This window comes from Levilactobacillus muriae (assembly GCF_045862015.1).
In the GTDB taxonomy this organism is placed as follows: domain Bacteria; phylum Bacillota; class Bacilli; order Lactobacillales; family Lactobacillaceae; genus Levilactobacillus; species Levilactobacillus muriae.
The window spans coordinates 121,771-142,642 of record NZ_BAAFRU010000003.1; the positions used below are offsets into that span (position 1 = coordinate 121,771).

The following is a 20,872-nucleotide window of genomic DNA, read 5'->3' on the forward strand; positions in this document are numbered from 1 at the left end:
TCGGGTTCAAACTAAACTTAAGTCAATTTCAGATTAGTCATGTTTACTCTGAAACGGTTGGCTTCCATCAAAAGTTGTTGGTTGACTCCCCAGGTTTTAACACTCCTTTTCCCCATTTCAGAAAGTGTTCAGACAAAACCACTACTGTTTTCAGCATTGGAATGACGCCCAGCGGACAACCGTCTTATGAGCAAGATCCATCAAGCTTATTTTAATCTCAGTTTATATGACGTCATAGATAAACTGGTCCAAGTAGTTTATTTATTTTAAGTAACAGTTTATAATATACCTCAAATATTACGAGGCGCCTATATGGTCTCGTTCAAAAGAGGTTGTTTAACGTGAATGATACGAATGGTAAATCCTTCAATCGTGTCTGGCTAATGATTACCCTGATGTTTGGAACATTCTGCACGGCCCTAACGACAAATATGCTGGTCACCGCCTACCCAACGCTCATGAATCACTTTGATATTTCAAGTGCCACTGTCCAATGGCTCACCACTGGTTTTTTATTGGTCATGGGCATCATGATTCCCATTAGTGCTTGGTTAATTAACAACTTCAGCCTGCGGGTAATCTATCTGACTGCGCTAGCCTTCTTCCTATCCGGGTTGATCATCAGTTATACTGCATCAAGTTTTAGCTTGATTTTTATCGGTCGTCTGGTTCAGGCCATCGGGGTGGGCATTACGTTCCCCACGATTCAAACGGTCCTACTGGTGACTTTTCCGGCTGACAAACGTGGAACCATGATGGGGCTGGGCGGTGTCGTCATTGGTCTCGCACCTGCCTTAGGGCCGACCGTCTCTGGTTGGATTTTGGATAATGCTACCTGGCGTGACTTGTTTGGCATGATGATTCCACCCGTTATTCTGGTCCTCATCTTTTCTTTGTTCTTCGTTCGCCCGGTGATTCCAGTTAAGAAGTCTCCGATTGATTTACTGGCAATCCTTCTGTCTACACTTGGGTTCGGGAGCCTACTGTATGGCTTCTCTGAAGTTGGTGAATCGGGATGGGGTGCCCCCAGCGTGATGATGAGCATCATCACCGGCTTAATCTTCATTGCCCTTTTCGCCCGCCATGAGTGGCCCCAGGCCCACCCATTTTTAAATGTACGCTTGTTAAAGATCCCATCATTCACCGTTGCCTCATTCATCACAGCACTTTCCAATACTGCGATGATTGGCATTCAAGTGGTCTTACCCATGTACCTTCAGCAGGTTCGCGGTTTAACACCCTTTCATTCCGGATTGATGATTCTTCCCGGTGCACTGGTCTACGGACTAGTCAGTCTGATCAGTGGGCACCTGTATGACCAAATGGGCGGTCGTCGATTAGCTCTAGTCGGCACCTTTCTACTCACTCTGGGAACCTTACCCTTTGCCTTCTTGACACGTGCTACCCCCTACAGTTATATCATCTGTGAGTACACGATTCTAATGACTGGTGTTGCCATCGTTACCATGCCACTGACCGCCGCCAGTTCTATCGACTTAAAAGGAATTCAGCTGAGTCACGGGACTGCTGTTAACAGCACCATGCGCCAAGTCATGACCTCGATGGGAACCGCAATCTTGGGTAGTGTTTTGGCAAATGTGACGACTCAGAATCAGCCAGCACACGCCCTGCTGACGACTGCACCGCTTGCTTACCAGAACCAGAGCTATAATGCGGCGATGACCGGCTTTCACGCCGCCTTCTTGGTGGCCACTGCATTTGGAATTCTTGATTTCGTTTTCGCTTGCTTTGTTAAGCGGCAATTCCAGGACCAAGAACAGGAGGCAACCGCATGATTCTAATTTTTTTACTACTGGGCATTGCTCTATTCATGATTGGGTTCTTACTCTTGCCAACAAAGCGCCAGCGACTAATTGGCGGCAGCCTTGGCTTGCTCCTACTGGTCAGCATGGCAACCCTCATGATTGGTAACGACAACTGGCACTGGGGGATGCACCACACCACGACAACGAAATCCGTTAAAATTGCATCAGTCTCACCCAGCAAACAGCTACAGCTGCTGATCTACCAACCCATTCGCCAGGCCACTAAAGAACGGGTCTACGTGTATCGCTTGGCAAATCAAACCAAACAACGCCACACGGATGCTGGAATCAAGACCAGTAATCAGGTCCGTTATCATACAGTTAAGGAGGCAACTTTAACGATGACGACCACCCATTGGACTTACAATAATCGGGCTTGGCGGTGGCTCTTCTCCTGGACTGGTCAACACAGTACCTTGGTGAGCGACAAGAATACATTTACCCTGCCAAAATCTTGGTCGACGCTAAGCGCACGTCAAGCGAAATGGTTAAATAAGGCTGCTACACGCAAAGAAGCCAAAGCTAAGCAGGATGTCGCGAAGACCATTGCCAATACTTTTTTGGCCGCCAAAAAGGCTGATCCGATGATAACCCCCACAGAAATGACAGCCGTTAAGGCCAAAGCCGAACAAACTGCCAAATACCAAGCTCGGCAACAAATGACGGCCATTTTAGCGCAATTGCTCAAACAGGCGCAGCAACAACCGAGCAATTAGAAAATTATTACCAACCCGCTCCATAAACCAGCACCTCAGAATTTCCTAAATATCAGTATTCTGATTTTAAAAAGATCTGAAATCAGACTAGTCTAAGGCCATTCAAGTGAAGGAGGCCTTTTTTATGTTAGAACCCTTATTTCAAAATAGCGCAACTACTCGTGCCCACCGAGAACGGCTACGCACCATTTTAACCCACCCAGAGAACCTACCTCTGTGGGATGCTGAAATCGTCGAAGTCAATCCCGAAGCCGATGGTTTTCGCATTTTACGTCGTTCACCAGCGCTAAATACCGAAGAACACGTGACGGTGCGCACAACGCCTAATAAGGTTATTTACCAAAGTCAGGGTGGTCGCCTGGCCTATCAGTTAGTCTTCACCTTAGGCTCTGCCGCGAGCCAAACGACCATCACCGAAGCCTTAACTGTCCCGACTACCGACAAGCTCCCCGTCCCCCTGCGTTTGTTGGCACCAATCGCCAAACAGGCTTTTGCCCAAAATCTGCAGGCATTTGTCACGCTGGCCGAATCATCTTTGGAGGTGACGGACTAATGCAAGCCATCGTGCAAGACTCCTATCAGGGCATCGACGCGCTTACCATACAGACGCGGCCCACTCCTCGGTTAACGCCACTGGGAGTCCGGATTGAGACTCGCTACACACCAGTCATGCCCTATGATCTGTTAACGGAGCGTGGGCAACTCCAACAACTGCGTCCCGTCACCTTGCCTATAGTTGTTGGTTACGGTTTTGGTGGCATCGTACGTGAGGTTGGGCGACTTCGCCAGTCAAAGTTGTTGAATCAACCCGTTATTGGCGCCCAACTCGCTGGCAGCCACCAGGAACAAATCCTCTCCACCCTACCACCGTTATTATTCCCAGTACCACACGGCGTTTCCCTAGCCGCCGCAACGACCATCATTGGTGGTGCGGATGCCGCGTACTTTGCCTTTAAGAAGAGTCACATACAAGCCGGTGCAACAGTTCTGGTCACGGGTGCTAGCGGCAGCGTGGGCACGTACCTGTTGCAACTTCTTCACTTGTTTGGCGTCCACATTATCGCCGTTGCTCATTCCAGCCGCCACGACTTACTTCAGATGTTGGGTGCCGACCAAATTTTGGCGTACGACCGCCCGTTGCCTGAGCAAGCCGCTGATTTATCAGCCGTCACGCAAGTCATTGACTTAGCTGGCGCAGTCTCCCTGCTGGATCAACTGACGGCCATGCTGGGTCCCGTTAAGATTCTTTCCCTAGCCTTGACCGCTTACCACCCACAAGACCCGCAACAGCGCTTTGCCTTTACCAGCGGTGCCATTATGCCGGCTGACTACCGGTGGCTACTACAACAGCTGGCGACGAAAAAACTTACCGCGGTGATCCAAGAGCAATACCCATTTACGGACGTCAAACGCGCCCAGCATCACCTAACCACGGCGCATGCGGCCGGTCGGATTCTCTTGACCTACAACCAGGAGGCGACTGCACAATGATGACCTTAACAACTGATTGGAGCCAGTTACTCCCCCAACTCGTAACCCTTTGGCTGGTCGGCTGGGGGATTCGGGCACTACTGATTGGTCTGATTGTCGGTGGCCTGCTGTGGTTCTACAAACGTACGCGGTAACTGCTTTGTCCCCCAATAGGATTTCGAAAAATAAAAAGCCATTGTCAATCTCGTTGACAATGGCTTTTTTAACGGTTATACTCTTTTCACAGGAGGTCACCCATGAAAAATACCGTCAATCCATTCAATATCCTACAAAATTTAGCCCTCGGTAGCACGCAGTTGGCCAACGCGGCCGACATCACCAGCCGGCAGTTACGGTACTGGGAAACGCAAGGCTACATCCAATCCCTTCCTGAAAAAGCTAACAACGCCCGTCAATACAGCATAGGCACGGCACTCACCGTCATGGCCATCAAACAGGGTCTCAACAATGGTCTTAAGCTGGCTGAGGCCGTGGCGAGTGCCCAAGGCATAATCGATCAAAGCAACTACCTGGGCCGGCTGATCAATGCCACCTACCAAGGCTACACGGCCGATTCCCAACAAGTTACTTTAAACTTTGGCCCACTCGCAGATCACGCCGATCAACAAGTCACAGGCGTTCTTGCGGGCGACGACACTTACTTTACCCTTACGAAGAGGAGTCTTTAACTTGGCATTTGAAAATTATCTCAACGCAATTCTAACCAACATCAATAACAGTGGTGTCCCCGTCACCCATGAACAACCGGTCTTTGAAGAAAAACGATTAACGACCCGTGACGGCGTGCACCTCGCCACCGACATCTTCCGTCCAGATGCTGCTGGAACTTTCCCCACGATCGTTCAACGGGGCTGCTATGCGGAGCAGGATCCCTTGAACAAGCTGATTGGGCGCGAATTTGCCAAGCGGGGATTCGCCTACGTCTTTCAATTTTGCCGGGGCATCGGTCGTTCGGAAGGTGACTGGGAACCTAAGGTCAATGAACGCAGTGATGGCAAGGATCTCGTCGACTGGCTCCAGGCACAGGACTGGGTTGCCAGCATGGGCTACTACGGGAGCTCGTACCTCGCAACGACTGGCTGGGCGATCGCCGATATTGTGCCCAGCAAAATGAAAGCCATGTTTCTCAGCAACTACGGCGTTCACGACTACCTGGCGAACTACCATGCAGGCATCCTTAAGCCCGACATCACCACCGCCTGGGCCATGGACAACGCTGGTTGGCAAGTCACAGCCGATTACCTGACGTCCGCCCAATACCGGCCCGCCATGACCGCCGACGTGGATCTATGGGGTGGCGAACTGCCCTGGTACCGCGATGTGCTCCGGAGCACCACAGAGGACAGCCACTATTGGTCCAGCGTTACCAGTAAAAATCTCAGACGAGTGGCCGGGAAGATTAAAATCCCGTTGTTCATTTCTGAAGGCTGGTAGGATCATCATTTGGAAAACGCCCTGGCAACCTACGAAGATTTGTCGGCCGACGTGAAGGCCCACACCGTCCTCCAAATTGGTGGCTGGAACCACTTCGGTCAGCCAGCGATTTTTGACCGCGAGACACCTAACCTCTTGGGTAATGACTTTCGCACTATGCTCCAATGGTTCAAGGACATCTTGGTAGACGGACAAGTCCCCACCGGCAAGATTCTCAGTTACGAAATCAACGCCGATGCGTGGCACGAACAGACCGCATTAACCAGTCAAGACCACCTGACATTCTACTTCAGTCGACCGGCCAACAACGCGAATGGCCAACTGGAAACGTCCACTCAAGCGCTTCGGGATACCGTGGTGCCCTACACTTACGATCCGCAGAATCCCGTTGCCTCGATCGGTGGCGAAGTTCTGCTGAAAACGGCCAATCAAATCGGCAGTCGGATACAACCCCAGCCAGATGACAGAGATGACGTCATTAGCTTTATCAGTGCACCCCTAACGCAGACCCAGCACCTCTTAGGTGAGATCAGCGTAACGCTGAATGTTGCCACCGATGTGGACGACACGGCCTTTGTCGCCAAGGTCATGGGCGTTAACCCCGATGGTCGGGCCTTCAACATTCGAACCACCATTTCCACAATCACTGCCCAGCATCCGGACTATCAGGCGGGTACAACGACGCAGTTAACCCTGAAAATGTTACCCATTGATGGGCAACTCGCGGCTGGCAGCCGGATAAGACTGGACATCACGTCATCTGACTTCCCTCAGTATCAAATTCACAGTAACTTTCGTGGCAATCAATCGGCCCAAACTGAAACACGTCTCGCCCATCAACAACTTATTTTGAATCAACGTGAGCCCAGCACCTTGAGCCTCCCGGTGATCAGCAATTAAACCCGCCACTAAAGCCATGCCGGCCCTAATTAGTATTGCCATCTTGGCCTTCACAGGTACCTTAATCGAGACAAGCATGAATGTAACGTTTCCGACCCTGATGCGCACCTTCACCGTCAGCCTCCAGGCCGTTCAATGGCTGACCTCAGGCTACCTGGTAGTCATGGCCCTAACGATGATGTGTTCCGCCTTTCTGCAACGGCGATTCCCCCTGCTCGCCTTGTTTGACACCGCTAATACGACTCTTAACCCCTCATCGTTTGCTATCACCAATCCGCGCTTGTGAGCGATAGCTTTGCCTATTTTACCGACGAAGGGTCAGCTGACGGCTTATCAGGCATGCGACTAACGGGTACGCCCAAATGGCTAGACCACAGCAAGCCCAGCCAGGAAATAAATCCAGCACCGAGCATCACCGCCTGAAATCCGCGGCCGAATGCGCCACTAGCCGTGTTGCCACCCCAGCTGTAAAAAATGATGACGGCCACAGTGGTGCCGATTGCGCCCCCAAATAAGCGAAAGACGTTGTACACCCCCGCGGCCTTACCGATTGCCGTCCGATCCACGGCACCCAACACAGCTTTCTGCAACGCAGGCCCCGCCATCGAAAGCCCCACGCCAGCTAAGCCTAATGGAATCACTAACCAGATATAAGGCCGTTGCCAATGAACAAACCAAGCAATCGCTCCGTATCCCGTACCCTGAAGAAAGAGTCCCCAGGTGGCCACCCTTTTCTCACCAAAACGGTCCACGGCCTGGCCGGCAAACGGGGCTACGATCACCAACGTTCCGGTCCACGGCAACAGGCCAAGTCCCGCACTCAGAGCGGTTGCCCGTTGACTCACTTGTAAGTATTGCGGCAGGAAAAAGACAACGCCGTACATGGAAGCGTAGAGCAGAGCGGTTGCGATATTGCCACCCGTAAACGCCCTGATCTTAAAAAAGCGTACTGGCATTAGGGGAGCGGTCTCAACTGTTTGCCGCCGAATAAACCAGAGCCCACACCCAACACTAAGCAGACCTATCAGCAAAATTGGCCACCAATCAGTTGCAAGTGTGCCCCTAGTTGTGGCCGATAGCGTCCAAATGAGGCCTGCCATGGCAATCACAATCAAACTGGCGTCACTGAGGCGAATTGGGTCTTGGGCGCCCCGACTTTCGGGCAAGTACCGTTGTGCCAAGCCAATCCCCGCTATCCCCACCGGCACGTTAATCCAAAAGATCCACTGCCAGGCGAGCTTAGCGACAATGAAGCCTCCTAAAGAAGGCCCAACGATCAGTGCCAGACCGCCAATCCCACTCCAAATGCCTAACGCCCGGCCACGCTGACTCCCTGGGACCGCATTTGTCAGAATAGCCATCGACATGGGTGTCATGACGGAAGCCCCAACGCCGGCAATGATGCGTGCCCCAATCAACAGACTGATGTTCGGTGCCAGTGCACAGAGCGCTGAGCCAATCGTGAAGATAAGAATCCCCCACAGATAGATGCGCCGGCGCCCCAACCGCTCGCCAAGGGCCACCCCGACCAGTAGGACAGCGGCAATCGTGATATTGTAGGCGTTGAGTGCCCATTGTAACGTCCCAACTGAAATTTTAAACTCCGAACGAATAGCCGTAGATGCTGTGGTGACAATCATCGCGTCCATCATGGACATAAAGAAACCTAACGATGTCAACGTTAACACCCACTTGTAATTAACCTGTTTAGTCATTTCCCCGTCTCCCTATGCTGAAAGATAGTTCAAAATGTTTTGAACTATGTCACCATAGCATCTACGGTTATTCTTGGCAAGAAAAAAAAGAGACCCCTGGGGATCCCTTAAAATTGGTCTAGACTATAAATTGTCCCAGAAATGGACCAGATACCGATCAAAGGTTGACCGGTCTAGTGCAACATATTTTTCGCGGGCCACTTTGCGCGCTGTAATGAGCCCCGCTTCCTGCAGCAATTTGAAATGATACGAGCCAGCGGTTTTGCCAATATGAATTGCTTGATCGACCTCGCCACAGGTGACCTCATGATCCTGGCCATTGAGATATTGAATGATGGTCAGCCGAATGGGATCTGCCAGTGCCTTGAAGACCTTCATTGCCTGTTCATTTTTTTGCCCTTGAATTGTCATGTCTTTTATTGTACCTGAAGAATTGAGAGACGCAAGTTTTCAGCTTACCCTTGATTGCCCCGTAACAATTCTTGCGGCGATAGTTGCCGCGTTTGTTTAAACAATTCATATGCGGCTTGTGGCGACTGCACCGGCGTTTGAGCCAACCAATAAGTGATAAAATCTAGAACACCTTGTGCCACCAACTCTTGTGCCAATTCGGCAGGAATCGCTGTCGACTGTGACGACCCCGTGACCGTTAAGATCAACGTTTTGACACGTGACCGCAGTTGTGAGGCCGGACTGTTCAGCAGCACCACGGCCAGTGGGCGTTGCCGATACAAATATTTGAACAGCTGACTGAAGGCGTCTGGCACCCCACTCGCCGTTGACTCTGGCTTGGGATAGCGTTGAAAAATATCTTGCACGCGACTAACCAATTCATTTTCAAAATGCGTCAAGAGATCGTACTTGTCTAGATAGTGTAAATAGAACGTTCCCCGATTGATTTGTGCCGCCTGACTCAGTCGTTGGACGGTCAGTCGGTCAAAGCCCTCAGTCGTCATCAATTGGACAAATGCGCGCTGTAGCTTCACTTCGGTTGCTAACATCTTTGCGTCCGTTTCCATGGTGCACCTCCCTGAACAGTTTGTTTAGTTGGCCCAATTATAAAAACTTTTTTCACCTGCCGTCAATCAACAGAATTGCTAAATCTGTCGATAGCCGGTGCACCTTCCCCAACCTTTCCGGACCCACATACCGCTAGAATTCGCTGAACAATTTACTAAAAATTGTTGATTGTCTGGACCAATTCACGCTGTTATGCTGTGCTTGTTCAATCAACAGATTGTTTATTTGAAAGGGGACGGTTTTTATGCTTAGAGCTGAATGGCATTTTTTAAGCCAGCACAAAATGATGTTGGTCGTCTTGTTCATGATTGCCTTGATTCCGGCAATCTACTGTTACTTTTACCTATCATCCATGTGGAATACGTACGGCCACACAGACGCGATTCCCGTTGCCGTTGTCAATCATGATCATCCGGTCACGGATCACGGTAACCACATTACGATTGGCCAACAACTCACACACAACCTGGAAAAATTGACGTCCTTGGATTTTCACCACTTAAGTGCCACGACGGCTCAGCGACGGTTGCAGGCGGGAAAACTCTACCTGGTCGTCACGATTCCAGCAAACTTCTCTAAGAATGCCACCACCCTCTTAACCAGCTCCCCGCGTCAGCTACACCTTCACTATGACCTGAACTCCGATGCCAACTTCATTGTTTCCAAAATGACCACGGGGGCCGCCAATGCCATTACCACCAAGGTCAGCCGAAATGTGACACAATTGGAAACCCAGGTCCTGTTAACCGCCCTTCACGGTGCAACTGCGGGGATGACCCACGCTGCCGCTGGTGGTCAGCAACTTACGACGGGCGCCCAGCAATTACAGGCCGGCACACAAAAACTACAAGCTGCCACGAAGACCGTTCCCAGCCCAGCACTGACTGCCGGGTTAAAGGCCATGCAAACGGGCCTGACGCGGCTACAAACGGGTGGGCAATCACTCAGTACCAGTCTTGGCGCTGGTAGTCAGCGCTTGGCCGCTATCGAGACTCGCGCAACAACGGCTCAGATTCTCGCCCAGCCCGTTATCGCCCAAAGTCATGACGTGGCCAGCGTTCCCAACAATGGAACGGGCATGGCACCATTTGCCATTGCTATTGGACTTTATGTTGGTGGCATTGCCCTCGGCACCATGTATGATGGTCACCGGGCGTACACGCAACCTAAAAACGCCTTCTCGTGGTGGGCAAGTAAGGCTATGATTGTCGGTGGCGTCGGCCTGGTCCAAAGTAGCTTGCTCTACCTGACACTGCGCCAAGCCAATACGCTGACTGTCCGCTCCAGACTGATGCTTTTCAGCGCCATTCTAATCGGGTCGCTGCTCTTCCTCTCGCTCATTTTCTGCTTACGCCTGCTTCTCGGTGGCTTTGGGACTTGGCTTATTTCGATCGTCCTGGTTCTCCAATTGGCCAGCTCCGGTGGTCTGTACCCCGTGCCGCTGGTTAGCCCGTTGGCGAAGGCGCTCAATCCGTGGCTCCCAATGACCTACCTGATTCAAGTCTTACGTTCAGCCATTTCCACCAACCTCGCTCTGCCAAATGCTTGGTGGCTGATGATCCTGATGCTAGTTGGTCTAAACGGGTTGATCATTATCCACTTCTAGTTGGACTTGAAACGACATGTCTTAGCTAATTGAATACGGTCAACGTGAAAAAACGGTTACCGACTAACCGCCTACTTGGGTAGACAAGCAAATAATCAAAGCTTGTTTGGCTGAGTAGACGGTTTTGATTATGCGATTAATCAAGAAAAGACTTGCCAAATCGATTTTTATGTAGCATACTACATTACAACGTAAAGGAGGGATTAGCCATGGCCACACCATTCTTCAAAGATACCTTGGCCCAACAACTAAAGATGCTGAACCTGGCCGTTGAAAAGGAAATGAACAACGGCCTAAAAGCCCTTGATATCTCACTGACGGGTACGCAGGTCGCCGTTTTGATGCAACTGTATCTGAATACGGACCAGCCGCTGACCCAAAAACAGGTTGAAATTGCCCTAAAGCTCTCTCACCCAACCACCCGCGGTATCATCAAGCGGTTGGTTGCCACCGGGCTTTTGCAAACCACCCCGGCCGCTGATGATCAGCGTCAAATCGAATTGCGGCTAACCCCCGCCGGCACCTGGTTCATGAAGAATCATGCTGATCAGATTCAGGCGCAGGTGACCCAAACCGAAGACAAATTGGTTAGCAATATGTCCGCAGCCGATCAGGCCACGCTACAACGGCTGTTAACCACGTTACTGACCACGATGTATTGATCAACAGAAGGACTTTAGCCTTTAACGAGGCTTTTATTTTTACTATAAAGTGTAGCTAGCTATACAAAGGAGTGACTTGCCCATGATTACCATTGAATCAAGCAACAAAAAAAGAAACAGCATGTTGGCCGTCCTATTAATTGGGGCCTTCACCATGTTACTAACCGAAACATTTTTCAACAATGCTTTGCCCACCATCATTCAAACTTACCACGTGACACAGGCAACCGCGCAGTGGGTCAGTACCGGGTACCAACTGGTTGCCGGCCTCATGATTCCCATTTCTGCTTGGGTCTTTCACCGTTTCAACACGCAAAAAACTTTTCTCCTGCTCGCGGCCATCTTCCTCATTGGCTGTATCTGTGGGTTCTTTGCCACTAATTTTGGCTGGCTACTGGCCGGTCGGCTGATTCAAGCCATTGCTGCTGGATCAATGATTCCCCTGATTCAAAACGTGGTACTCATGCTCTATCCCGAAAACAAGCGTGGGACCGTGATGGGGGTTATTGGGTTAGTCGTCGCATTCGGCCCTGCTCTTGGTCCCACAGTCGGTGGCTGGATCATCGACAATCTGGGGCTAGACTGGCTTTCCGGCGTCTTGATTCTACTCGTCATTGTCTTAATGATTGCTGCCATCGCTGTCGTACGGCCGGTGCTGGTTCCTCAAAAGTCTCAAGTGGATTGGCTATCGCTGGCAGAATCTTCTATCGGTTTTGCGGCCATCCTGTACGGTTTCTCAGCCATTGGCAACGCGGGCGGCTTGGATCTCATCAGCGTTCTGGCCCTGGTTATCGGTATCGGCGTCCTCTACTTCTTTGGCAAACGACAGTTATCCCTCACCAATCCCTTGGTAAACCTGACTGTATTCAAAAATAAAACGTTCAGTCTGGCCACGACCTTGAGCGCCCTCAGCAATATCGCGCTTCTGGGTGTCGAACTGGTCCTCCCACTCTACCTCCAACGCGTACACGGTCTTTCAGCCTTTCAATCCGGCCTCATGCTCTTGCCAGGCGCACTGCTGGAAGGCTTGATCAGTCCCATCTCTGGAAAGCTGTACGACCGTTTTGGCATTCGGCCCATCTCATTAATTGGCTTTGGTATCATTGCCATTGGGACCCTGCCAATGCTCTTCTTCACACCGCAAACCAATCTCATTTTGGTCGCTGGTGCTTATGCCTTCCGAATTGTTGGTGTCGCCACCGTGATGATGCCAACTTTCACCGAAGGACTCAATGCCTTACCAGCCAAACTCTCTATCCACGGCAACGCAGCTTCCTCAACCGTTCGTCAGATTGCCGGGTCGCTAGGAACTGCCATCTTAATGATGGTCGTCTCCTTTGGCACCCAGTTAGGAAGCAATGAGCACCTGTCGACCGCTGTCAGGCTGAATCACGGGTATTGGTTCTCATTCCTAATTGCCTTTTTGATGGCGCTTCTCGGCTTTTATCTATCTCTTAAACTAAAACCCAAAACATCGGTTGCGGACAAGTAGACAGGCAAATCATCAAAATCGTTCTGTGATCTTCTAAACGAGCCTGAGGCAAAACCCCAGACTCGTTTTTTGCTCTCCTAAGCTAAATTGCTGAAACGTGGGCCAAAAAGCAGCTGACTCCGCTTAAAACTGATAGCCGAACAATCCAAACCCAGGATTATCCGGCTATCAGCCTTAATGCTCGCCAGCTAACCGCCTTTTGGCCCACTTCCGTTTAGTGCAAGCTCCGTCCGACAACGCCGGAATTTCAGTGCTTAATTGCGAAGAAAATTAATTAACAGTTTATCAACCTGGGGATTGTCATGGAGCTTACTATGCTGGGCATTCGGTCCAACAATCTTACGTTCCTGATAGGATTTGGCCCGCCCAGCGACTAGATACCGTAACGACTTTGAGGAAGCATTGCTGACGGAGCCATCTGAGTGAGACCCATCGTTCTTATCCCCATAAATATTCAGCACCGCAATCTGATGTTTCGGGTAAGTCTGGCGTAGCGGTAACAATGCTTTATAGCCGGCTTCCATTTTATCAGGTTTGCCATTCCGCTTAAGCTTCATTTGGTTAGGCTCGTCCCCCATGCCCAAGATTCCGTTGAAGTGCCCTGCAATGTCGACTTGTTTCTGGAGCTTAGGTAACTTGCGCGAATTGTCTAATAGATAATACATGATTGCCATATTTCCCATTGAATGACCAACCACATTGAACGTCTTTGTATGATACGTCTGTTGCAACTTAATCACGGTAGCTTCAGCCCAACGCCCCCACTGATGCGGGTTAGAATTTCGGTTGTCCTGAAAGCCCACTTCCACGATGGGATGGTAATCTCCCTGACGAAACTGACCGGACAGGGAGACTTTTCCCTGTTTTGAGACTGTTGCCCGAATGATTGTTTTCGTCAGGCCGGCGTTCACTAGTGAATGTGCCATCTGTTCTTCCGCATGGTAGCTACTCCCCCAGCCATGAAAGAACAATGTCGGCTCGTACTTACTAGAATCGGGTAACGCAGACGAAGTGGTTCGCTGACGACTTGTACCACAAGCAGACAGTCCTGCCAGAAGAAGTCCGAGCCCCAAAAACATAAGTATTCTTTTTTTCATATCATGATTCTCCCCGTTTTTTATGATGACATTCATATAACGCTTAACTTGATGGTCCCAGTATAGACCTTCGTGTGGGCTCAAAGGCAAGTCTATTTCAAAATTCGTGGTTTTTAAAATAGCCCAAAATAAAAGCACCGTCACCTCTCGGATGACCGATGCTTTAGTTTCCCTTACTTCAGTGACCATTCAGATAAAGACCAATTCCCCAATTAGTCAGCGTTTTTGAATTGACCACTAGTTAAGGCGCTCTTCAGAACCCAACCTTGACCCTTCACGTAGCTAAACGTTTTCGTCTTCTTAGCTGAATTCTTAAGTTTCAATTGCTTGGTTACTTTGTAGGTGGTACCAGCCTTCAGCTTTCCCTTAGCCGTCAGCGTTGCATTTGGTTGATCAGCAGCGATGCTGGCCTTGTAAACCACTGGCTTAGCATCCTTGGTGTGCACCGTTTTGGCCTTCTTGTAAAAGCTAGATGAAACGATGGTGTATTTTACTGATTTTACTTTCACACCATCGGCGGCCTTAAATTTCCCGGCCGTTAACTTGCTGGCAACAACCCAGCCTTGACCCTTAACGTAGCTGTACTTCTGGGTCGTCTTGGCATTTAACTTTAACTTCGCCTGCTTAGTCACTTTGTAGGTGGTGCCAGCCTTTAGCTTCCCCTTAGCTGTCAGCGTCATAGTTGGCCGATCAGCAGCGATGCTGGCTTTGTAGACGACTGGCTTGGCATCCTTGGTGTGCACCGTCTTCGCCTTCTTGTAAAAGCTAGATGAAACGATGGTGTAAGTATGGCTCTGCTTAGCCGCTGTTACGGTTGCCGTGGTACTCTTGGCAGAAGCCGGTACGGCCAATGCCATTGGTGCAATTAACCCCAAAACAGTCATCAATACTAAAGATTTTTTCATATAATCCCACTCCCTCTTCCAAAGATTACAATTATTATAGGCATATGACAAAAATGTGTCAATGGCATTTCTCTTGTAATATATTAAGATGTTCTAAAGGGGATGACCTTTTAGGGGAGCAACTACTTACTCACCTACCGGACAGCGTGAACTTTCACCCCTTAGTTTTCAAGTTGAAAATTGAAAGATCTAAAATACCTATTGTGACTTTTTCACCAACGATACTGAGACTAAAATTAGGCAGCGTCGTCTAAGTCAGCCGGCTTGCCGTTCACCAAATTTAGGCTGGAACGCTGTGGGTAGGACGCCGCCAGCCTGAGAAGCGGTCTGTCGGCTCGCTTTGAACCGCCCAACCCGCGTTTCAAAGTCGCTATTTTCCAAGCTAACTCACTTGGAAAATCCCACGGCTGAGCCTAAATTTGGATCACTCACACCTACGTAGACAGTGACCAACTATCGTGGACTAACGTTGCCAGAGATACAGGTAGCTGTGTCGACGGTGTTAGCTGAGCAACAGCTTACAGCGTGGGACGCGTTTGGAGACTGACGATTTTTGGCAGGCTTCAAACCGAGCTGGAGGACCGCTTCTCAGGCCGCAGGCGGTCCCCACAGACGCCGGAATTTCTGGCAGCCGCAGGTGGTAATTTATACCTAATTTTGTAGATTAAATCTCTATTAGCCGGACCTTTCTAGGTGTATTTGGACTTTCAACCTTCGTAACACGCTCTTTACAGTAACCTTGCCTGAAAAAAATTTAGAGCGATTACACTAGAGTAGCGTTACTTATCTGCATAATGATCAAACCCTAGCAAGTACTTGTACGAAACACTTCGCAGGCCCCATCTTGTTCCCAGAACATTTCGCTCGCTTTCACCAACTAAACCAGGTAAAGTGAAACTAACAGACGTTCAAAGGGAGGATTCACGATGTCACTAGGGGCTACGTTGAAACACGTTCGCAAGCAGCAAGGTCGTTCACAGAAGGACGTGGCGGACGGCATCTGTGCGCAATCCATGCTATCAGCAATTGAAAATGATCGGTATACACCCAATGCAAAATTGCTGGTGAGATTATGCCAGCGACTGTCCGTCTCACTCGATGAGATTAGCTTGGCCTCTGACTTCGCCATCAGTGGGAATGACGACCTAAATACCCAAATGCAGGTACTTTGCAATCAACACCGCTATCAGGAACTTCAGAATTTCCTAACCGCACCGCGAACGGTAGCCGCTGTAGTCACAGCCCAACAGACACAGGCCTATTACTATTATCTCGGGGTGGCCCAACTTCACATTGCATCAAATCTGACCGCTGCCAAGCAGAACCTGAGATTTGCGATGACGATGACCGAGACACGGTCACCTACCATACTGACCTGTTTGGCCACGGCGTCACTCGCCACTGTTCAGGCTAAACTAGGTCATCGTCACAGTGCCACACAGTTGACTGACCAGGCAATTACCGCTATTGCGGAGATTCCCTACGAAGAAAATAGCAATATTATTTTCTATCTCGCCGCCTTAACTGCGTACTTTTTACAAGATTCTACGGTAGCCACTCAGCGGCTCCTGACAGGAATTACCTACATGACCACCCACAACTCCCACTACATGTTAGCCAACAGTTACCGACTCCTGGCAGAAATTGCCAATCGTGCTGGCCGTGAGAACGAGGCTGCCGAAGCACGTCAAAAACAGCAATTCTTATCGGATCTATTCCATGAACAGGTTCCAGAAAAATTCTAATTGTCGTCAAAAAGAGGCAACCCAACCGGTTCCCTCTTTTTTGAATATCGTTTACTTTGTGGTAAGTCGTTGCCGCGCTGCATCCAAGATTGGCTGAGCCAGTCCCAAACGCTCCGCCAACCAAATTGCTTCACTTGCACCAACCTGATTCAGCAATAAGCGATACGTTGGCTCCAATGTCTGCGGGTCAAAAGCCATCGTGGCTGTCATAAACGTCGAGCAGTCAACGGCATATTCCTTGATCGCACTAAAGTGAGTCGTGGCAATGATCGTTGCCTTCTTCTGCCGTAAATACTCAATAATTGAAATACTCAGCGCAGACCCTTCCTCTGGATCAGTCCCGCTCCCAATTTCATCCAGCAAGACCAGCGCGTTCTCCTTAATGTTAGCCGTCATATCAACCAGCGTCGTCATCTCAGCAGCAAACGTACTCAGTTGCGCCGTAATACTTTGATTATCACCAATGTCGACCCAGAATTGGCTAAAGACTGCCATCTGTGTCCCGGCCGCAGTTGGTAATTCGAGGCCCACCTGAATCATCAGGGCGAATAGCGCAATCGTCTTTAAGACAACTGTCTTCCCGCCCGAGTTAGCCCCAGTGATCATCAAGCCCTGTTGCGGTGCCAACTCAATGTTGAGTGGCACGGCATCCTTGAGCAACGGGTGCCGTCCCGCAACGATTTTAATATGCTGATCCGTGTTCAATTCTGGCAAACGACTAGCCGTTTCCAATCCGTACTGGCCGCGCGCCATGATTTGATCGAATTGGCTCAACAGTTCTTGATTCTTAGTCAGAGCGTCCCAGTTATCCAGAACGTCTCCCGTCAAGGTCACCAGTAATTGGTAGACCTCAGCACTTTCATCGGCAATGAGTTCTGCGAGGACAGCCCCCTTTTTGGCTGCCGTTGCTGGTTCAAAGAAGATGGTTGAACCGGTCGCCGACTGATCGATGACCTGCCCCTTGAACCGATTCTTTTCGCCAGCCTTGAGTTGTACGCACACCCGCTCATTTCGAGTGATCAGCCGGTTACTTTGTACGGAACGGGCATGTTTCTGAACGAATTGCGTCAATGCTGTTTGAACCTGTTGTCGCTGCTTCACAACTTTTCCGCGAATCTCGGCTAGCTCCGGCGTGGCGTTGTCGGCAATCTGGCCGTAGATGATCATGTGTTCCAATTCCTGCTGGAGTCCACCCAATTGCGCCGTGGATTGCATAAACGCGGCCAGGTGTGGTGCCAGCTGCTGATGCGTGTGTAAAATAGCCTTCAACCGCCGCAGATTAATCAAGAAGTGATTGATCTGGTCCAGCTGCTGGGCGTTCAACATCAGGCCTTGATCGAGTTTCGCTTGTAACGCAGCTAATTGATCCAAGTCAAAATAGGTGAACGTCACATTGTTAGCCAGTAACCGGTGGGCCTCCGCCGTTAACGTTAATTGTTCATGAACGGCGGCCAACTCGGTTTGATTGGCCGTCTCCTGTAAGGCTTTGGCTGCCCGATCACTGTGCGTGTACGTGGCTACCGTTGTTAAGATTTGGTCTAATTGGGTGATTTCTTTTAAATTCATTTACTCTCCTTGCAGCAAATAGCATGGAGAGACCTTCAATTGTTAACTTGTCGGTCCTGCTATTTACTATGACTTGCACGGATTCGTGCCGGACACTTCACGGCAATTTCGCACACTCATTAACGTCACTCCTCGTCTTTATTACTGAGATTAACCGTACCACACGCCAAGCCTTTGAGCAACCGCGGTAATACAGGCTTCCGACAGATTCTACACTAACTGCCCATTAAAAATGGCCTGAAGGATCTTCGATGGAAGACTTCAGGCCATTCGTGGCTTATAAAGTGACTGTTGAAAGTTAAATTGTCGGCGTAACCTGATACATAGTGAGGAGATAACGCTTGATATTGGCAACACAGTCTAAAACTGCCGGCTTACCGTTCGCCAAATTTAGGCTGGAACGCTGTGGGTAGGACGCCGGCAGCCTAAGAAGCGGTCTGCCAGCTCACTTTGAACCGCCCGAACCGCGTTTCAAAGTCGCCATTTTCCAAGCAGAACACTTGGAAAATCCCACGGCTGAGCCTAAATTGGGCTCACTCACGCCTACATATATTGTGCCAATTGCGGTAGACAAACGTTGCCAGTCCAGTGATGATCACCTCAATGTCCTGTTGAAGAACAGTCATAACCGGAGGAGGACCGCTTCTCAGGCCGCAGGCGGTCCCCACAGACGCCGGAATCTCTGGCAGCCGCAGGTGGTAATTTTCGACTGATTTTGTGGATTGAATCCCTGTTAGCTGGGCCATTTTAGGTTCTTTTGAACTTTCAACATTTAGCTGCTGAATTGCATCACTATAGCGTTTCGATTGGCAGGTGCATACCCTTCCAGCCTTCAAGTGCACAGGATAATTCGAACGCGTTAAATCCAGCAGACAGTAACGTTAACAATGCCACTTTTCCCAGCGTCGTTCCAGCAGTCCAATCGTAAACAACGTACGTCTTGGACTGATCTAGTGCTGACAGATGTTGGCTAAGATCTTTGGCCGGTATCGCAATGGCTCCCTTGATCTGATCCTTTTTGATCGCAGCCGGTGCGTTCCGGACATCTAGGATGACATATGCCGAATCTGGTTCCTGCATACCAGCCAGGACCGTCGTGTGGTCAATGTATAAGCTAAGATAAGTTTTCAAGAAATCAATTTTGTTAGTTTGCATCATTTATCGCTCCAATTCTGATTGTAGGGCCTTGGTGCCCTGATTAATTTTTTTGAGAAGCCCATTGAGTTGTGTAACTTCAGCTGGTGATAGCGGTGCCATGATGCGTTGAACCGCCGCAAAGTTTTGCGGAATGAAGGCCGTCACCGTTTGTTGCCCGCTGGCCGTTAGCTGGATAAGCGTTGAGCGTTTATCGGTTGGTGAGGCTACCCGCTGGACCCAACGCTTGGCAACCATACCTTTAAGCAACTTGCTGACAGTCGCCCTGGTGGCCCCTAATTTATCCGCAATTTCTGATGGTAACAGGCGTTGTGCTGGTGCTTGCCTGAGAAACATTAAAATAATGAATTTTGATTCGGACAGATCCGCGTTCGCAAGTACCCGGTCATATTGGCGCTGCATTTCCCGGTAAGCCCATTGAAAATTCAAAAAGAGAACAGAAATCTCTGCCTCGGCTGGCGAACTGGCAACTAATCCAATTCTAGCAGCATCAGGTCGGTCATTGAAATCATAATTGGTTGTCACAGTCTCACTCCATTTCTAGTTAGCCGGCTAACTACATTGATTACTATAACAGGTTGACTTAAATAAGGCAACCTATCTTTCATGGAATGAACGGGCTGTTAAAAGAGTAAGGCCCGTGACGAACCGTCACCAGACCTTGCTCTTCAAACAGGAGACGCCAAGACAGTGTCTGATCACCGTCTAGATTACTGCTTCATTTTCTTCATTCAATTTATCACAGTCCATAATCAATTGACAGACTTCCCTATCTGGCGGCAACTTCATCGAATACTTTCGTCCATATTCAATCATGGTATGATGTGCCTGATGTAATTCTGCCGGCTCCAGAACACCGACAATCTTATTTTCCACCTGTAAAGGTGACGCCGATTGGTCCACAAAATGAAGCCGCTTAGAGATGGCTGAGACGTGGGTATCAACGGCAAACGTTTCCTGCCCAAATATGTCACTCAAAACAACGTTAGCTGTTTTCCGACCGGCACCAGGCAACGCCATGATACCCTTACGATCAGTCGGCACCACATCGTTTAAGTCCTCGTGAACGATCCGCGCAGTCTTAACGATGTTCTTAGCCTTATTGTGAAAGAGACCCACGCTTTTGATGATCATTTCAACATCAACCACCTCTGCCGCCATCAATGCCGCAGGATCTGGATACTTAGCGAATAAGATCGGCGTTACCTTATTGACCGAGACATCCGTCGCCTGTGCACTCAAAATAACAGAAATTAAAAATTGGAAGGGCGTCCGTGCGTCTAGTGATCGTCCCACCGGTCCAATGTCCGCCTCCATCTGATGAATGGCCCAGACAATCTGCTCATCTTTTAACATAAATATCCCCCTAGCGTTATCTGTGTGTTCTTTCTCTCTTTCATAGTACCGCAAAGCGCACGGATATAAATTAATTTGGTTGCATTTTGTGGCTGGTCTTTCGTGAGCAATGCCAAACGCTAAAAAACTTTCCATGAATATCATATTTACGCATTTTTTGGCCTATTTTCCACAATCAAGGTGTAT

At 49.6% G+C, this 20,872-nt stretch carries 21 protein-coding genes and 1 pseudogene; 12 read left to right on the plus strand and 10 right to left on the minus strand.

Features of this window, described 5'->3' with window-relative positions:
• The first annotated feature begins 383 nt into the window (after positions 1–383).
• From ACKTSF_RS02755 to ACKTSF_RS02790, 8 genes and pseudogenes are all read left to right on the plus strand, one after another.
• Positions 384–1,796, plus strand: coding sequence for an MDR family MFS transporter (locus ACKTSF_RS02755; protein ID WP_407886582.1), 1,413 nt, complete (start codon positions 384–386; stop codon positions 1,794–1,796).
• On the plus strand, positions 1,793–2,542 hold the full coding sequence (locus tag ACKTSF_RS02760; RefSeq protein ID WP_407886413.1) for a DUF4811 domain-containing protein: 750 nt from the start codon (positions 1,793–1,795) through the stop codon (positions 2,540–2,542). Before ACKTSF_RS02755 ends, ACKTSF_RS02760 begins: the two co-directional genes overlap by 4 nt.
• Before the next feature lie 124 nt (positions 2,543–2,666).
• Entirely contained in the window at positions 2,667–3,095 is a 429-nt protein-coding gene (locus ACKTSF_RS02765; protein WP_407886415.1) for an SRPBCC family protein, read from the plus strand.
• Positions 3,095–4,033: a zinc-binding dehydrogenase gene (locus ACKTSF_RS02770; protein WP_407886417.1), complete on the plus strand. Its 939-nt coding sequence runs from the start codon at positions 3,095–3,097 to the stop codon at positions 4,031–4,033. The genes ACKTSF_RS02765 and ACKTSF_RS02770 overlap by 1 nt, the downstream gene beginning before the upstream one ends.
• Positions 4,030–4,167 (plus strand): hypothetical protein, encoded by a 138-nt coding sequence (locus tag ACKTSF_RS02775; RefSeq protein ID WP_407886419.1) that lies wholly within the window; start codon positions 4,030–4,032, stop codon positions 4,165–4,167. Before ACKTSF_RS02770 ends, ACKTSF_RS02775 begins: the two co-directional genes overlap by 4 nt.
• A 102-nt stretch (positions 4,168–4,269) precedes the next feature.
• Complete coding sequence (locus ACKTSF_RS02780; RefSeq protein ID WP_407886421.1) at positions 4,270–4,701, plus strand: MerR family transcriptional regulator; 432 nt, start codon at positions 4,270–4,272, stop codon at positions 4,699–4,701.
• 1 nt (position 4,702) lies between these two features.
• Positions 4,703–6,367 (plus strand): annotated as a pseudogene (locus ACKTSF_RS02785) (CocE/NonD family hydrolase).
• 16 nt (positions 6,368–6,383) lie between these two features.
• A complete protein-coding gene (locus ACKTSF_RS02790; RefSeq protein ID WP_407886423.1) occupies positions 6,384–6,653 on the plus strand; it encodes an MFS transporter in 270 nt (89 codons plus the stop codon).
• A gap of 13 nt (positions 6,654–6,666) precedes the next feature.
• Here the strand turns inward: ACKTSF_RS02790 and ACKTSF_RS02795 are convergent, their stop codons facing one another.
• From ACKTSF_RS02795 to ACKTSF_RS02805, 3 genes are all read right to left on the minus strand, one after another.
• Positions 6,667–8,082: an MFS transporter gene (locus ACKTSF_RS02795; protein WP_407886425.1), complete on the minus strand. Its 1,416-nt coding sequence runs from the start codon at positions 8,080–8,082 to the stop codon at positions 6,667–6,669.
• 123 nt (positions 8,083–8,205) lie between these two features.
• Positions 8,206–8,493, minus strand: coding sequence for an ArsR/SmtB family transcription factor (locus ACKTSF_RS02800; protein WP_407886428.1), 288 nt, complete (start codon positions 8,491–8,493; stop codon positions 8,206–8,208).
• Positions 8,494–8,537: 44 nt separating this feature from the next.
• Positions 8,538–9,101 carry a TetR family transcriptional regulator gene (locus tag ACKTSF_RS02805; RefSeq protein WP_407886430.1) on the minus strand — a complete coding sequence of 188 codons (564 nt, stop codon included), beginning with the start codon at positions 9,099–9,101 and terminating at the stop codon, positions 8,538–8,540.
• A gap of 245 nt (positions 9,102–9,346) precedes the next feature.
• On the opposite strand from ACKTSF_RS02805, the gene ACKTSF_RS02810 reads away from it, so the two are divergent.
• The 3 genes from ACKTSF_RS02810 to ACKTSF_RS02820 all read left to right on the plus strand — a co-directional run bounded on the left by ACKTSF_RS02810 (position 9,347) and on the right by ACKTSF_RS02820 (position 12,862).
• Entirely contained in the window at positions 9,347–10,708 is a 1,362-nt protein-coding gene (locus ACKTSF_RS02810; protein WP_407886432.1) for a YhgE/Pip family protein, read from the plus strand.
• A gap of 209 nt (positions 10,709–10,917) precedes the next feature.
• Positions 10,918–11,370 (plus strand): MarR family winged helix-turn-helix transcriptional regulator, encoded by a 453-nt coding sequence (locus ACKTSF_RS02815; protein ID WP_407886434.1) that lies wholly within the window; start codon positions 10,918–10,920, stop codon positions 11,368–11,370.
• A gap of 82 nt (positions 11,371–11,452) precedes the next feature.
• The gene (locus ACKTSF_RS02820; RefSeq protein WP_407886436.1) at positions 11,453–12,862 is read left to right on the plus strand and encodes an MDR family MFS transporter; all 1,410 of its coding nucleotides are present in this window, start codon (positions 11,453–11,455) and stop codon (positions 12,860–12,862) included.
• A 254-nt stretch (positions 12,863–13,116) separates the two neighbouring features.
• On the opposite strand, the gene ACKTSF_RS02825 is transcribed toward ACKTSF_RS02820, so the two are convergent.
• The 3 genes from ACKTSF_RS02825 to ACKTSF_RS02835 form a co-directional block, all read right to left on the minus strand.
• Positions 13,117–13,959: an alpha/beta hydrolase gene (locus tag ACKTSF_RS02825; RefSeq protein WP_407886437.1), complete on the minus strand. Its 843-nt coding sequence runs from the start codon at positions 13,957–13,959 to the stop codon at positions 13,117–13,119.
• A gap of 212 nt (positions 13,960–14,171) precedes the next feature.
• Positions 14,172–14,864, minus strand: coding sequence for a hypothetical protein (locus tag ACKTSF_RS02830; RefSeq protein WP_407886439.1), 693 nt, complete (start codon positions 14,862–14,864; stop codon positions 14,172–14,174).
• Positions 14,865–15,119: 255 nt separating this feature from the next.
• Positions 15,120–15,245 carry a hypothetical protein gene (locus ACKTSF_RS02835; protein WP_407886441.1) on the minus strand — a complete coding sequence of 42 codons (126 nt, stop codon included), beginning with the start codon at positions 15,243–15,245 and terminating at the stop codon, positions 15,120–15,122.
• A gap of 545 nt (positions 15,246–15,790) precedes the next feature.
• Here ACKTSF_RS02835 and ACKTSF_RS02840 point away from each other — a divergent pair.
• Positions 15,791–16,609: a helix-turn-helix domain-containing protein gene (locus ACKTSF_RS02840; RefSeq protein ID WP_407886443.1), complete on the plus strand. Its 819-nt coding sequence runs from the start codon at positions 15,791–15,793 to the stop codon at positions 16,607–16,609.
• Between the two features lie 51 nt (positions 16,610–16,660).
• On the opposite strand, the gene ACKTSF_RS02845 is transcribed toward ACKTSF_RS02840, so the two are convergent.
• From ACKTSF_RS02845 to ACKTSF_RS02860, 4 genes are all read right to left on the minus strand, one after another.
• A complete protein-coding gene (locus ACKTSF_RS02845; RefSeq protein WP_407886445.1) occupies positions 16,661–18,175 on the minus strand; it encodes an endonuclease MutS2 in 1,515 nt (504 codons plus the stop codon).
• Between the two features lie 792 nt (positions 18,176–18,967).
• A complete protein-coding gene (locus ACKTSF_RS02850; RefSeq protein WP_407886447.1) occupies positions 18,968–19,330 on the minus strand; it encodes a rhodanese-like domain-containing protein in 363 nt (120 codons plus the stop codon).
• A gap of 3 nt (positions 19,331–19,333) precedes the next feature.
• Positions 19,334–19,855: a MarR family winged helix-turn-helix transcriptional regulator gene (locus ACKTSF_RS02855; protein ID WP_407886449.1), complete on the minus strand. Its 522-nt coding sequence runs from the start codon at positions 19,853–19,855 to the stop codon at positions 19,334–19,336.
• 180 nt (positions 19,856–20,035) lie between these two features.
• On the minus strand, positions 20,036–20,686 hold the full coding sequence (locus tag ACKTSF_RS02860; RefSeq protein ID WP_407886451.1) for an endonuclease III domain-containing protein: 651 nt from the start codon (positions 20,684–20,686) through the stop codon (positions 20,036–20,038).
• Positions 20,687–20,872 lie beyond the last annotated feature (186 nt).

Bases quoted from the DNA above. Each gene is read 5' to 3' on its own strand.
- ACKTSF_RS02830 (WP_407886439.1), bottom strand. From the start codon at position 14,864: ATGAAAAAATCTTTAGTATTGATGACTGTTTTGGGGTTAATTGCACCA.
- ACKTSF_RS02770 (WP_407886417.1), top strand. From the start codon at position 3,095: ATGCAAGCCATCGTGCAAGACTCCTATCAGGGCATCGACGCGCTTACC.
- ACKTSF_RS02780 (WP_407886421.1), top strand. From the start codon at position 4,270: ATGAAAAATACCGTCAATCCATTCAATATCCTACAAAATTTAGCCCTC.
- ACKTSF_RS02760 (WP_407886413.1), top strand. From the start codon at position 1,793: ATGATTCTAATTTTTTTACTACTGGGCATTGCTCTATTCATGATTGGG.
- ACKTSF_RS02850 (WP_407886447.1), bottom strand. From the start codon at position 19,330: ATGCAAACTAACAAAATTGATTTCTTGAAAACTTATCTTAGCTTATAC.
- ACKTSF_RS02790 (WP_407886423.1), top strand. From the start codon at position 6,384: ATGCCGGCCCTAATTAGTATTGCCATCTTGGCCTTCACAGGTACCTTA.
- ACKTSF_RS02755 (WP_407886582.1), top strand. From the start codon at position 384: ATGATTACCCTGATGTTTGGAACATTCTGCACGGCCCTAACGACAAAT.
- ACKTSF_RS02815 (WP_407886434.1), top strand. From the start codon at position 10,918: ATGGCCACACCATTCTTCAAAGATACCTTGGCCCAACAACTAAAGATG.
- ACKTSF_RS02775 (WP_407886419.1), top strand. From the start codon at position 4,030: ATGATGACCTTAACAACTGATTGGAGCCAGTTACTCCCCCAACTCGTA.
- ACKTSF_RS02810 (WP_407886432.1), top strand. From the start codon at position 9,347: ATGCTTAGAGCTGAATGGCATTTTTTAAGCCAGCACAAAATGATGTTG.
- ACKTSF_RS02765 (WP_407886415.1), top strand. From the start codon at position 2,667: ATGTTAGAACCCTTATTTCAAAATAGCGCAACTACTCGTGCCCACCGA.
- ACKTSF_RS02820 (WP_407886436.1), top strand. From the start codon at position 11,453: ATGATTACCATTGAATCAAGCAACAAAAAAAGAAACAGCATGTTGGCC.
- ACKTSF_RS02800 (WP_407886428.1), bottom strand. From the start codon at position 8,493: ATGACAATTCAAGGGCAAAAAAATGAACAGGCAATGAAGGTCTTCAAG.
- ACKTSF_RS02860 (WP_407886451.1), bottom strand. From the start codon at position 20,686: ATGTTAAAAGATGAGCAGATTGTCTGGGCCATTCATCAGATGGAGGCG.
- ACKTSF_RS02805 (WP_407886430.1), bottom strand. From the start codon at position 9,101: ATGGAAACGGACGCAAAGATGTTAGCAACCGAAGTGAAGCTACAGCGC.
- ACKTSF_RS02845 (WP_407886445.1), bottom strand. From the start codon at position 18,175: ATGAATTTAAAAGAAATCACCCAATTAGACCAAATCTTAACAACGGTA.
- ACKTSF_RS02840 (WP_407886443.1), top strand. From the start codon at position 15,791: ATGTCACTAGGGGCTACGTTGAAACACGTTCGCAAGCAGCAAGGTCGT.
- ACKTSF_RS02825 (WP_407886437.1), bottom strand. From the start codon at position 13,959: ATGAAAAAAAGAATACTTATGTTTTTGGGGCTCGGACTTCTTCTGGCA.
- ACKTSF_RS02795 (WP_407886425.1), bottom strand. From the start codon at position 8,082: ATGACTAAACAGGTTAATTACAAGTGGGTGTTAACGTTGACATCGTTA.